At 35.2% G+C, this 13,031-nt stretch carries 9 protein-coding genes, 1 tRNA gene and 2 rRNA genes (1 of these 12 only partly in view); 1 reads left to right on the top strand and 11 read right to left on the bottom strand.

The window, feature by feature from the left end:
* Positions 1 to 14 precede the first annotated feature (14 nt).
* From AC2H4K_RS11295 to AC2H4K_RS11260, 8 genes are all read right to left on the bottom strand, one after another.
* Positions 15 to 89 (bottom strand) — tRNA-Val (locus tag AC2H4K_RS11295).
* Between the two features lie 64 nt (positions 90 to 153).
* The gene (locus tag AC2H4K_RS11290) at positions 154 to 1,371 is read right to left on the bottom strand and encodes a bifunctional folylpolyglutamate synthase/dihydrofolate synthase (protein WP_493742406.1); all 1,218 of its coding nucleotides are present in this window, start codon (positions 1,369 to 1,371) and stop codon (positions 154 to 156) included.
* 3 nt (positions 1,372 to 1,374) lie between these two features.
* Positions 1,375 to 2,256 (bottom strand): energy transducer TonB, encoded by an 882-nt coding sequence (locus tag AC2H4K_RS11285; protein ID WP_281141592.1) that lies wholly within the window; start codon positions 2,254 to 2,256, stop codon positions 1,375 to 1,377.
* A 36-nt stretch (positions 2,257 to 2,292) separates the two neighbouring features.
* Positions 2,293 to 2,685 carry an ExbD/TolR family protein gene (locus AC2H4K_RS11280; protein ID WP_281141593.1) on the bottom strand — a complete coding sequence of 131 codons (393 nt, stop codon included), beginning with the start codon at positions 2,683 to 2,685 and terminating at the stop codon, positions 2,293 to 2,295.
* A 1-nt stretch (position 2,686) separates the two neighbouring features.
* On the bottom strand, positions 2,687 to 3,382 hold the full coding sequence (locus AC2H4K_RS11275) for a MotA/TolQ/ExbB proton channel family protein (protein ID WP_281141594.1): 696 nt from the start codon (positions 3,380 to 3,382) through the stop codon (positions 2,687 to 2,689).
* Positions 3,383 to 3,445: 63 nt separating this feature from the next.
* The gene (gene nhaD / locus AC2H4K_RS11270; protein ID WP_281141595.1) at positions 3,446 to 4,837 is read right to left on the bottom strand and encodes a sodium:proton antiporter NhaD; all 1,392 of its coding nucleotides are present in this window, start codon (positions 4,835 to 4,837) and stop codon (positions 3,446 to 3,448) included.
* 13 nt (positions 4,838 to 4,850) lie between these two features.
* Entirely contained in the window at positions 4,851 to 6,077 is a 1,227-nt protein-coding gene (locus tag AC2H4K_RS11265; RefSeq protein ID WP_281141601.1) for a Glu/Leu/Phe/Val dehydrogenase dimerization domain-containing protein, read from the bottom strand.
* A 60-nt stretch (positions 6,078 to 6,137) separates the two neighbouring features.
* Entirely contained in the window at positions 6,138 to 7,211 is a 1,074-nt protein-coding gene (locus AC2H4K_RS11260) for an anhydro-N-acetylmuramic acid kinase (protein ID WP_281141596.1), read from the bottom strand.
* 91 nt (positions 7,212 to 7,302) lie between these two features.
* Here AC2H4K_RS11260 and AC2H4K_RS11255 point away from each other — a divergent pair, with 91 nt between their 5' ends.
* A complete protein-coding gene (locus AC2H4K_RS11255) occupies positions 7,303 to 8,445 on the top strand; it encodes an acyl-CoA dehydrogenase (protein WP_281141597.1) in 1,143 nt (380 codons plus the stop codon).
* Positions 8,446 to 8,499: 54 nt separating this feature from the next.
* On the opposite strand, the gene AC2H4K_RS11250 is transcribed toward AC2H4K_RS11255, so the two are convergent.
* The 3 genes from AC2H4K_RS11250 to AC2H4K_RS11240 all read right to left on the bottom strand — a co-directional run.
* Positions 8,500 to 10,938, bottom strand: coding sequence for a helix-turn-helix domain-containing protein (locus AC2H4K_RS11250; protein WP_281141598.1), 2,439 nt, complete (start codon positions 10,936 to 10,938; stop codon positions 8,500 to 8,502).
* 112 nt (positions 10,939 to 11,050) lie between these two features.
* Positions 11,051 to 11,159 (bottom strand): 5S ribosomal RNA (gene rrf / locus AC2H4K_RS11245).
* Positions 11,160 to 11,282: 123 nt separating this feature from the next.
* Positions 11,283 to 13,031, bottom strand: a 23S ribosomal RNA gene (locus tag AC2H4K_RS11240); it runs 1,069 nt beyond the window's last position.

The following is a 13,031-nucleotide window of genomic DNA, read 5'->3' as shown; positions in this document are numbered from 1 at the left end:
TCTGTGAACTTTTGTGGGCGCGAAGGGATTCGAACCCCTGACCCCTTGGGTGTAAACCAAGTGCTCTGAACCAACTGAGCTACGCGCCCTTATTTATTTGGACTGCAAAGATAGATTAGTTTTTGATATCTCAAAATATTTTTTTGAAAAAAATTAAATTATTTCTGCCACAACAAAAGTACTTCCTCCCACATAAATTAAATCATCTGAATTAGCATTAATTTTAGCCGATTTTAATGCCTCATTTACACTAACATAAGACTTGCCTACATAACCTTTATCGTGAAAGTAATCCTTAAGTGTATTTTCGTCTAATCCACGTTGCACATTAGGTTTACAAAAATAATATGTCGCGTTTTTTGGTAGTAAGCTTATAATAGAATTTAAATCTTTATCATTTACAACACCCAAAACAATATGGAGTTGATTAAAACTTTCCTTCACAATCTGGTCAAAAATATAAGTTAGCCCTTCTTTATTATGAGCTGTGTCGCATATAATCTTAGGGTTAGAATTTAGAATCTGCCATCTTCCTTGTAAACCTGTATTCTTTACCACATTTAAAAGTCCATTTTTTAAATGTGTTTCAGTAATTCTAAAGCCTGATTTTCGTAAAACTTCAACAGACTGCATTACTGTTTTTATATTTTTAAGCTGATACGTTCCTTTTAAATCACTTTCTAAAACGTCATGTATCAATTGGTCTGCAAAATAGATTTCAGAATTATTCTCCTCAGCCTTATTTTTAAAAACATTTTCCGTTTCATGTTGTGTTTCTCCAATTACAACTGGAATGTTCTGTTTGATAACACCTGCTTTTTCAGAAGCGATTTCTGGTAAAGTAGTTCCTAAAAACTGGGTATGATCAAATCCTATATTGGTAATTATAGATAATTCGGGTGTAATAATATTAGTAGAATCTAACCGACCACCTAATCCGACTTCGATAATAGCAATATCAACATGTTTTTTTGCAAAATAGTCGAAAGCCATACCAACAGTCATTTCAAAAAAAGACAAATTATTAGACTCTAAAAACGCTTTATTTCGCTTTATGAAGCCTGTAACAAATTGTTTTGACACAACATCACCATTGATTTGTATTCGCTCTCTAAAATCCTTTAAATGTGGTGACGTATAAAGCCCAACCTTGTAACCAGCTTCTTGAAGTATTGAAGCCATCATATGGCTTGTAGAACCTTTACCATTAGTCCCAGCAACATGAATGGATTTAAACTTTTGTTCTGGATGATGTAACTGTGCTGAAAGTTTTAATGTATTAGATAAATCTTTTTTGAAAGCAGATTTACCTTTATTTTGATACATAGGTAACTGTTGGAACATCCAACTCACAGTATCTTGATAGTTCATGGTTTACTGACCTACATCAAAATTAATACTCACAAAACCTACTTGAGTTGTAGGAGCATTAGAATCTGCTGGCCATTTATGAGATAGAGCGATTTTCTTCGCAGGTTCTAATAAACATGGTGCTGTATTGGTAGTACCTTTAATACCAGGTGTTGCCTTAACAACCTTACCTTGTTGATTCACTTCTATTCTAACAACTACCAGACCATATTCATTACAATCTTGTTTATAGATTTGGCGTGATGGACGACCACGACCACCTAGCCCATAACCTACTCCTCCTTTACCAGGTCCTGAACCTCCAAAATAACTTGGTGCATAAGGATTACCATCTAACTCTCCTTTATTACCTCCTTTATTATCTGGACCTTCGCCTCCATCATCTTTTCCATTAGCATTTTTCACTCCACCAATAAGATTATCTAGTTTTTGCTTTTTTTCCTCCTCTTCTCTACGCTTTTTCTCTTCGGCTTCTCTTTTTTCTTTAGCGATTCGTTCTGCTTCAGCTTTAGCTTTGGCTTCCGCCTCTGCTTTTGCTTTTGCCTCAGCTTCTTTTTGCTTTTTTATAGCAATTGCTTCTGCTTCATCTTGCGTCATTACATCCTCCGTTTTTGGAGTTGCTTCGGCTGGTGCTGCTGGAGTAACTTCTGTTTCTTCAGGTTGCGTTTCTTCTACAACCTCTTCTTGCACAGCTTTTCTTGGTTCGCTTAAAGGCTTATTACCACTGCCAACATCTGTAGTTCCAAAATTGACTGCAACTCCATATTCTTCCGGTGGATCTAAATAATTAGGACCTGCAACAAACAAAAGCAAAAGCAATATCACAACAACAAGTGCTGTAATTTTTGCAGAATTCTGTTCGTGTTTGGTTTCTAAGTATTTCACCTTAATATGATGGTTTTATTAAATCTGAAAATTTAATTATTGTGATTTAACTGCTAACGTAGATTTTATTCTATTTCTATTGGCTATATCCATAATATAAACAACATGTTTTAAATCTACATTTTCGTCTGAACGAATAGTAATCGTTGGAGTATCTGAATTGCCTACTTTCGCTAATATTTCAGCTTCCAATTGACTTTTAGACACCTGTTTCATTTCCACAAAGTATTGCAAATCTTTATTCACACTCACAGAAACGTTTTTTGTCTGTGTTGTTTTACTTGTAGAACTTGGCAATAATAAGTCTATCGCCTCAGCCGAAACCAATGTAGATGCAATCATAAAAAATATTAACAGCAAAAAAACAATATCTGTCATGGACGACATATTGAATTCTGGTGTTACTTTATTTCTTCCTCTGATATTCATATTAGATAGGCTCGTTTAAGTGATCTAGAAACTCTACAGAATTAGCTTCCATTTGATAAACCACCTTATTGGTTTTCACCACTAAATGGTTGTAAGCCACATAAGCAACAATACCTACAATTAATCCACCTACAGTAGTGGTCATTGCTGTGTAGAGTCCGTCTGCCAAAGTTTTTATATCTATCGATCCTCCAGAATTTGCGATTTCGAATATAGAAATTATCATACCAATAACCGTACCTAAAAATCCTATCATTGGTGCTGCACCAGATATAGTTGCCAAAACACTAACGTTTTTTTCTAGACCGTAAATTTCTAATCGACCTGCATTTTCTATTGCTGTGTTGATATCTTCTAAAGGTTTCCCGATTCTTGTAATTCCTTTACCAATAAGTCTTGATACTGGTGAATTTTGTTGTGCGCATAACATTTGAGCAGAATCAATTTTTCCATTACTAACATGGTCTTTTATTTGATTCATGAAGTTTGAATCTACTTTTGAAGCTGATTTAATGGTGAACAATCGTTCAAAATAAATGTATATAGCTACTATTAAAAGTAAAAACAGAATTAGTATAATAATCATACCAGCTGTACCACCAGTGGTGATAAGCTCAATAATAGAAAGCGTTTTCTCTACTTGTTCACCTTCAGGTAAAACCTCCGATCCATCTTGAATATTACTTAGTAATATCATATAATTAATTTTTTAAGTTTTAAGTTGTGTTAGTTATAACGCTAAGTTTTGTTCTAAATTATATTAGAATATAGTTCTAGTAAACATAAATGCAATTGCTCCTGCCAAAAATCCTACTAAAGCTAACCAAGATATCTTTTTTAAGTACCAAAAGAAATCTATTTTTTCCATACCCATAGCTACAACACCTGCTGCCGAACCAATGATTAGCATACTTCCTCCTGTACCTGCAGAATAAGCAATAAAGTGCCACAACTCGTTATCTAAAGGCTCAGAGAACATTCCTAAACTAGCCGCTACTAATGGAACGTTATCAATTACTGCAGAACCAACACCTAATAATAACACTACAAGGTCTGAAACACCTTCACCATGAAGCTCAGTGCCTAACATTGGCATTGATGTTTGTAGAGAATCTGCAAAACCAAATAAAATACCTAAAGACTCTAATGCAGCTACAGCCATTAAAATACCTAAGAAAAATAATATACTTGGTAATTCAATTTTTGACAATGAATGATGTACTGGACTATGGCTTGCATGGGCTTCGTGCTCTCCTGAATTAGCTTCTGAAATAGCGAATTTAGAATTACTATACACTTCAGCAAATATTGCTACTACACCAAGAGATAACATCATACCAACATAAGGAGGTAAATGCGTAATTACTTTAAAAATTGGTACAAACACAATAGCGCCTAAACCTAAGAATAACATAGTTGAGCTAAACTTACTTTTAGCTTTACCATCGTCTTCTTGAAGTTCCACTTCACCTTTAAAAACAGGTAACATAGAAGCTATGAACGTTGGTACTGCCATACATAAAACAGATGGTAAAAATAAATAACCAAATAAATGTCCTGTAGACACCTTATTTCCAATCCAAAGCATTGTAGTTGTAACATCACCAATTGGCGACCATGCACCACCTGCGTTTGCAGCAATAATGATTAAACCTGCATACCAAATTCTTACGCTTCTGTCTTTTACAATTTTTTGAAGTATAGATATCAATACAATAGTAGCTGTAAGGTTATCGATAATAGCTGATAATACAAATGCTAATATTGAGAACATCCACAACAGTTTTTTTCTACTGTTGAAATTTACTGCTGACTTTATCGTAGAAAAGCCATCGAAGTAATCAATGATTTCAACAATCGTCATAGCTCCTAATAAGAATACTAATATTTCAGCTGTTTTTCCTAAATGGTGCAGTAAGGTTTCCTCCATAAGGTGCATTTTCTCTTCATGCTCCATCAAACCAAAATTTTCTAATAAATTGTGAGTTGAAGAATCGAACCAATTAGAAAAATCATCTATTCCTAAAGAAATCAATGCCCAGCTTATCGCCATCATAACAAGTGCTGGGATTAACTTGTCAATTTTAATATTATGCTCTAATGTTATAGCTAAGTAGCCAAAAACAAAAACGAGAATTATTACGGTTTCCATATTAAGGGATGTTTTATATTAGTTGTCGTAGTGCTATTTCAAAAGCTGTTTCGCTTACACCTTTTTTAGTTGAATTATTTTCTTGAACTTCTAATAGTGCTTTTTTTATGACTTCAGAAGTATCATTAAAAATAGCCTCATCTGTCATCTGGACTTTTCGCTCCATAAAATACGCAAAAACTCTTGCCATTCCACAATTAGAAATAAAGTCTGGAATTAAACTTACCTTTTGGTCGGTGTGTTCCATTATTGGTCCGAAGAATATTTCTTTATCAGCAAAAGGCACATTAGCTCCACAAGTAATAACCTCTAAACCTGTTTCAATCATTTGATCAATCTGATCTTTGGTTACCAATCTAGAAGCTGCACAAGGAGCAAAAACTTCAGTTTGTAAAGACCAAATACGCTTATTAATTTCTTCAAAAGGAATTAAATTATCGGCTACTAAAGTATTTCCTGTTTTATTCAAATAGAGATCTGTAATTTCTTTGAAAGAAAAACCTTCTTCATTAATCAAACCTCCAACGATATCTATAATTCCTACTACTTTTGCTCCCATTTGAGCAAAATAAAATGCTGCAGCAGCACCAACGTTACCAAAACCTTGTACAACAACACGCTTACCATAGATAGAGTCTTCGTTGATGTCATAAAAGTGTTTTGCTGCAATTGCAACACCATAACCCGTAATCATATCTGCTACAGTATACTTTTTAGTAACATCTGGTGAATACGTTGGGTTTTCCAAAACTTTGATAACACCATGTCTCAACTGACCAATTCTATTGATTTTATCGGCTTGTGTTGGTTTAAAATGTCCTTCAAAAACACCTTCTTGAGGATGCCAAACACCACTTTCTTCCGTGATTGGGATTACCTCATGAATTTCATCTACATTTAGATCACCTCCTGTTCCATAATAGCTTTTCAGCAAAGGAGAAACAGCAGCATACCAACGCTCTAAAACTCCTTTTTTTCTTGGATCTTGTGGATCAAAGTTTATACCTGACTTGGCTCCACCTATAGCAGGACCAGACACTGTAAATTTAACTTCCATGGTTTTTGCCAATGACAAAACCTCATTCATATCTAAACCTTTACGCATTCTGGTACCGCCTCCTGCAGCACCTCCTCTAAGAGAATTTATAACGGTCCAACCTTCTGCTTCGGTTTCTGGGTCATTCCAATGAAAGACTATTTCTGGGGATTTATCTTCGTACTTGTGAAGTAACTCTTTTATCAATTTTAGTTAATTTTTAGTTGAAACAAATATAAAAAACAAAAAAGCCTAAAAAGTGAATTAATTATTAATTTTCGGAATTAATATTTTACCTGAAGAATGATTTTGACTTGCTCCTGTAACACTTTTTAAGCAATTAATTTCATTTCGATCTTTTAGAACTCCTAGGAGCCCAAAGACCAACGCTTCTTTGTATTCTATAATTTCTTTGCTCGGGATTACAATTTCAGTTTTAGAAAGTTCTTGTATTCTATTAATTAGAAAATCATTATAAGCTCCACCACCTGTAACCAAAACACTTTTATTAGATATGTTTAAAACTTTTGAAATTTGAATGGCAATATGTTCAACAAATGTTGCTAGAATATCTTTTAGCTCTAGCTGATATGCATCTATTAAAGGAAAAATGTTTTTGTTTACCCATTCTAATCCTAAAGATTTAGGAGGTTTGTTTTTATAAAACTCAATTTTGTTCAGTTTATTCAATAGTTCTTCATTGATGCTACCTTCTTTTGCTAATTGTCCTTTATCATCATATTCCAAATGTATTTGGGCAACATAATGATTTAGCACAATATTTACAGGACAGATATCAAAAGCAATTCTTTCATCACCCTCTTCATAAGATATGTTTGCAAAACCACCAAGGTTTAAACAAAAATCATAGTTATGAAAAAGTAAGCGATCTCCTATTGGAACTAACGGAGCTCCTTGCCCACCAAATTCCACATCTTGAACTCTAAAATCACAAATTACTTTTTGCTTCAAAATATCTGCTATGATTTGACGGTTACCAATTTGGTATGTCAAACCTCGTTCTGGTTGATGTAAAGCTGTATGACCATGAGAAGCAATAAAATCTATATCTTCAATTTTATCACTATCAATAAAAATCTGGATTTGCTCTGCTAAAAAAGTGGAATAATCTTCATCTAAATCTTGAAGTGATTTCATTGATTCTCCAGTTAGATGACTCAACATTTTCTTCCAACGTTCACTATAAGGAAAAGTAATGGCTTCTTTTATTTCAAACTTCCAATACTCATCAAAATCAAAGGTTGCGAATATGATGTCTATGCCATCTAATGATGTTCCCGACATTACTCCGATGACTTTATATTTTGATTTTAACATATTAGTAAAAATAATACTACTTATTGAAAATACCGCAATAAAAAATTATCTTTGCAAGAAATTTTTATCAAATCAATAATTAAGATATTACATGGATTTTAATCTTACAGAAGAACATTTGATGATTCGCGACGCTGCTCGTGATTTTGCAAGAACAGAATTATTACCTGGTGTTATAGAACGTGACGAAAAACAACAATTCCCACAAGAATTAGTGAGAAAAATGGGCGAACTTGGTTTTATGGGAATCATGGTAGATCCAAAATACGGTGGTAGTGGTATGGATGCCATTTCTTACGTATTAATTATGGAAGAATTATCTAAAATAGATGCTTCTGCTTCTGTAATGGTTTCTGTAAACAACTCTTTAGTTTGTTACGGTCTTGAAGCTTATGGAAGCGAAGAACAAAAGCAAAAATACCTAACTAAACTTGCAACTGGTGAACAAATTGGTGCGTTTTGTTTAAGTGAACCTGAAGCAGGTAGTGATGCAACTTCGCAAAAAACTACTGCTATAGACAAAGGTGATCACTATGTTTTAAACGGAACAAAAAATTGGATTACTAATGGTGGTCGTGCTGATGTTTACTTAGTAATTGCACAAACTGACAGAGAAAAAGGACATAGAGGAATCAATGCTTTTATAGTTGAAAAAGGCATGGAAGGTTTTGATGTTGGTCCAAAAGAAGATAAATTAGGAATTAGAGGAAGTGATACACATACACTTCAATTTAACGATGTTAAAGTACCAAAAGAAAACAGAATAGGTGAAGACGGATTTGGTTTTAAATTCGCAATGAAAACACTTTCTGGTGGACGTATTGGTATTGCTGCACAAGCTTTAGGTATTGCTTCTGGTGCTTACGAGCTAGCCTTAAAATATAGTAAAGAACGTAAAGCTTTTGGTACTGAAATATGTAACCATCAAGCTATTGCTTTTAAACTTGCAGACATGTATACAGAAATTGAAGCTGCACGTATGTTAGTTATGAAAGCTGCTTGGGACAAAGACCAAGGTAACAATTACGATATGTCTAGCGCTATGGCAAAATTATACGCTAGTAAAGTTGCAATGGAACAAACGGTTGAAGCTGTACAAATACACGGTGGAAATGGTTTTGTTAAAGAATATCACGTAGAGCGTTTAATGCGTGATGCAAAAATCACTCAGATTTATGAAGGTACTTCTGAAATCCAAAAGATTGTAATTTCTAGAGGTGTTATTAAAGGATAACATTTTCAATAATATAAAACTGAAAAGGCTTCGCATGTAATGTTGAAGCCTTTTTTATGAATTTAATTCTTCTAAAACCAATCTGATTTCACCATAACTATATTTATCATCTAGTTGATGCTTTAAATCTGAAAGTGTATCAAATGTATGTTTTGGGATCAATTCTTTTAACTCTTGATAATGCGCTTTTGGCATTAAATCGTAAATTTTAATTTCACCAGACTTAATGAATTTAGCTAAATGACCAAAAATTGTATTTTCATTTAATTCTCTAATGTGAGCAATTTCTTCTATGGTTTTACCATCTTTAAAAAGCGCTAAAGATTCTTTTTGTGTGTCGCCTTTTTTACGTTTAGGTTTTTTTTCTTCTACAAATTCAAATTGATTTGCATCTGAAGTATCAATATCATTCTCTTCACAATACTCTCTAATTACTAATAGAATATCGTTTCCATACTTTTCAACTCGCACTTTACCAAAACCATTGACTTGTAATAATTCTTTTTTAGTCTTTGGTAAGGTTTCGCACATCTCGTAAAGTGCTTTTTGGGTGAATATTTGATAATGAATTAAATCATGTTCTTGAGCAAGTGTATTTCTTAACTCTCTTAATAATTCAAATAACTCGATATTTGTTGTACCATCAACGACTGTTTTTCTTAGCTTTTTTGGTTTGTCTTTAGTTAAAAAGACCGATTTAGCTCTTAATCCTAAAAACTTATTGACTTCAAAACCTTCTTTCAACTCAGAAAAATAGAGTTTTTTAATCGCTATAAATTCTTCAATCGCATCTAATTGTTTACTAATATCTTTATTTAAAGCTTTGTTATCTGTGCTAAAACTAAAGTGTTGATATGCATCAATAATCTTATTTTTAGTTTCTTCAGTAAAATAAGTAATAGCTTTTTTAAAACGCTCTTGTATAACTTGATCATTTTCTGGCAACTTAACTTTAGCTAATTCTTTTAGTTGAATTTTAAATGAATTGGCTACTTTCAGTAAGTTTGTAGCACAATCCTTTATATTGATTAAAGGTTGCTCTAAATTGCCTTCAATACTTCCTCTGTTTTTATAATAAATATCTAAAACTCTATTTACAGGATATATAAATTGAAAAAAATCAAAAACTTCTGAAATTAATTGAAGCTGAAATATAGATTTTGATTGCTCTAATTCGACAACATCTGGTTGGTTTTCTTCAGCTTGTTTAGTAAAGTTTAAAACATTGGTATCACTTATAATATGTCTTGAATCAATTTTACTTTTCAAAACTAATCCTTCTAAAGATTTACATCTACTCAAAGCAACATAGGTTTGTCCATGAGCAAAAGCACCTTCTGCATCAATAACAGCTTTTTCAAAGGTTAAACCTTGACTTTTATGAATTGTAATTGACCAAGCTAAGCGTAAAGGCATCTGCGTGTAGCTGCCAATTTTGTCTTCGGTAATAGCGTCTGTTTCTTTATCTACTTTGTAAGTTATGTTTTCCCAGGTTTCAGGTTTAGTTATGATTGTAAAATCATCATCTGGACATTTTACAACAACTTCGTCTCTATCCAAATGAATTACTTTTCCTATTTTCCCATTGAAAAAGCGTTTTTCTGGAGAGCTATCGTTTTTAATAAACATGACTTGCGCACCTACTTTCAACACTAATTTATCCTCATTAGGATAGGAAAACTCAGGGAATTTACCTTCAACTTTAGCTGAATAACTTACTGTTTTGCTTGAAAGTTTATCTAATTCTGATTTATTGACTTGATCAGCTTTATTATTATGAGTGGTTAAAAATATATAGCCTTCATTTTCTGAAGGTGAAAAATTAGAATCAAAACGCTTATTAAGTTCTTCTATTGATTGCTGAGATAGATTATTAGATCTAATTTCATTTAGAATATTAATAAACTTAGGATTATCTTGTCTGTATATGTGCTTTAATTCAACCATTATAGGGTTACAATATTGATACGCATGGCTACTAAAAAAATAAGCATTATTGTAAAATGGTTTGAGAAGTTCCCATTCATTATCTCTTACAACAGGTGACAACTGTTGTAAATCGCCTATCATAAGAACTTGAACACCACCAAAAACTTGATTTCTATCTTTATATCGTCTAAGCGTTTTATCAATAGCATCTAATAAATCAGCTCTAACCATACTAATTTCATCAATCACTAATAGGTCTAACGATTTAATAATATTAATTTTTGTTTTACTGAACTTATTTTTAAATCCATTACTAGCAGAAAGTGTATCATCAGGAAGTATAGGTCCAAATGGTAACTGAAAGAATGAATGAATAGTAACGCCTTTAGCATTAATTGCTGCTACACCCGTAGGAGCAACAATAACCATTCTTTTAAGTGAATTTAATTTTAATCTATGAAGAAACGTTGTTTTTCCTGTTCCAGCTTTACCTGTTAAGAAAATATTTCGCTGGCTTTTGTTTACAAAATCCCAAGCTAACCGTAACTCTTTATTATTATCCATTAATGGTAAAAATAACTATTTAATAGAAAAGAGTAGTTAAAAAAGGAATTGGTTAATAACACTCTGGCTAAAAAGCAAAAAACCCTTACTAATAAATAGTAAGGGTTTTCAAAAAAGGCGGCGACCTACTCTTCCACAGTAAGCAGTACCATCGGCGCTAACGGGCTTAACTACTCTGTTCGGAATGGTAAGAGGTGAGCCCCGTCGCTATAACCACCTTAAATCTTGGTTGACTATAGTTTGGTCAACACTAATATTGTTGACATATTGAAAAAGACGATAAACGTCATAGATATATGATAATTAGAGAGCTATACAAATATGTACTTATAAAAAGAGCGGCGTACAATAAGCCTACGGGTTATTAGTACTACTCGGCTATGACATTACTGCCTTTACACCTGTAGCCTATCAACGTGGTCATCTTCCACGACCCTTTAAAGAAATCTCATCTTGTGGTGGGTTTCGCGCTTATATGCTTTCAGCGCTTATCCCTTCCGAACGTAGCTACCCTGCAATGCCCTTGGCAGAACAACAGGTACACTAGAGGTTCGTCCAACTCGGTCCTCTCGTACTAGAGTCAGATCCACTCAAATTTCTAACGCCCACAGTAGATAGAGACCGAACTGTCTCACGACGTTCTGAACCCAGCTCGCGTGCCACTTTAATGGGCGAACAGCCCAACCCTTGGGACCTTCTCCAGCCCCAGGATGTGACGAGCCGACATCGAGGTGCCAAACCCCCCCGTCGATGTGAGCTCTTGGGGGAGATCAGCCTGTTATCCCCGGAGTACCTTTTATCCTTTGAGCGATGGCCCTTCCATGCGGAACCACCGGATCACTATGCTCTACTTTCGTACCTGATCGACCTGTATGTCTCTCAGTCAAGCTCCCTTATGCCATTGCACTCTGCGCACGGTTACCAAGCGTGCTGAGGGAACCTTTAGAAGCCTCCGTTACTCTTTTGGAGGCGACCACCCCAGTCAAACTACCCACCAAGCACTGTCCCTGGTTAGAGGTTAGACTCTAGATAAGCAAAGGGTGGTATTTCAACAATGACTCCACAACGCCTGGCGACGCTGCTTCGAAGTCTCCCACCTATCCTACACATTACTTATCCAAAGCCAATACTAAGCTATAGTAAAGGTTCACGGGGTCTTTTCGTCCCACTGCGGGTAATCGGCATCTTCACCGATACTACAATTTCACCGAGCTCATGGCTGAGACAGTATCCAAATCGTTACACCATTCGTGCAGGTCGGAACTTACCCGACAAGGAATTTCGCTACCTTAGGACCGTTATAGTTACGGCCGCCGTTTACTGGGGCTTCATTTGAGATCTTCGCCGAAGCTAAACCCTCCACTTAACCTTCCAGCACCGGGCAGGTGTCAGGCCCTATACATCATCTTTCGATTTAGCAGAGCCCTGTGTTTTTGATAAACAGTCGCTTGGATCTTTTCACTGCGGCCTATCTTACGATAGGCGACGCTTCTCCCGAAGTTACGCGTCTATTTTGCCTAGTTCCTTAGCCATGAATCTCTCGAGCACCTTAGAATTCTCATCCCAACTACCTGTGTCGGTTTACGGTACGGGCTGCTTCACTCGCTTTTCTTGGAAGTCGCTTCTCTGGATTATCACCTTGGCCGTAGCCTCAGTGTACTATCGCCGTGTTACCACTGGCTTCAACGAACTATTCCGTCAGTTCGCACCAAATATACGCCTCCGTCACTTTTAGTGTGAGCAGGTACGGGAATATTAACCCGTTGTCCATCCACTACCCCTTTCGGGTTCGCGTTAGGTCCCGACTAACCCTCAGCTGATTAGCATAGCTGAGGAAACCTTAGTCTTTCGGTGTGCGGGTTTCTCGCCCGCATTATCGTTACTTATGCCTACATTTTCTTTTGTAGCTTCTCCAGCATACCTCACGGTACACCTTCGACGACACTACAATGCTCCCCTACCACTTTTACAAGTCCATAGCTTCGGTAGTATGTTTATGCCCGATTATTATCCATGCCGAACCGCTCGACTAGTGAGCTGTTACGCACTCTTTAAATGAATGGCTGCTTCCAAGCCAACATCCTAGCTGTCTA

This window comes from Winogradskyella sp. 266wxhm (genome assembly GCF_058964685.1).
Note: the sequence above shows the minus strand (reverse complement) of the source record. Positions and strands in the feature narration are given on the sequence as shown.

Excerpts from the sequence above, each read along its gene's own strand:
- AC2H4K_RS11255 (WP_281141597.1), top strand. The coding sequence starts at position 7,303 with ATGGATTTTAATCTTACAGAAGAACATTTGATGATTCGCGACGCTGCT.
- AC2H4K_RS11250 (WP_281141598.1), bottom strand. The coding sequence starts at position 10,938 with ATGGATAATAATAAAGAGTTACGGTTAGCTTGGGATTTTGTAAACAAA.
- AC2H4K_RS11260 (WP_281141596.1), bottom strand. The coding sequence starts at position 7,211 with ATGTTAAAATCAAAATATAAAGTCATCGGAGTAATGTCGGGAACATCA.
- AC2H4K_RS11280 (WP_281141593.1), bottom strand. The coding sequence starts at position 2,685 with ATGAATATCAGAGGAAGAAATAAAGTAACACCAGAATTCAATATGTCG.
- AC2H4K_RS11275 (WP_281141594.1), bottom strand. The coding sequence starts at position 3,382 with ATGATATTACTAAGTAATATTCAAGATGGATCGGAGGTTTTACCTGAA.
- nhaD (WP_281141595.1), bottom strand. The coding sequence starts at position 4,837 with ATGGAAACCGTAATAATTCTCGTTTTTGTTTTTGGCTACTTAGCTATA.
- AC2H4K_RS11290 (WP_493742406.1), bottom strand. The coding sequence starts at position 1,371 with ATGAACTATCAAGATACTGTGAGTTGGATGTTCCAACAGTTACCTATG.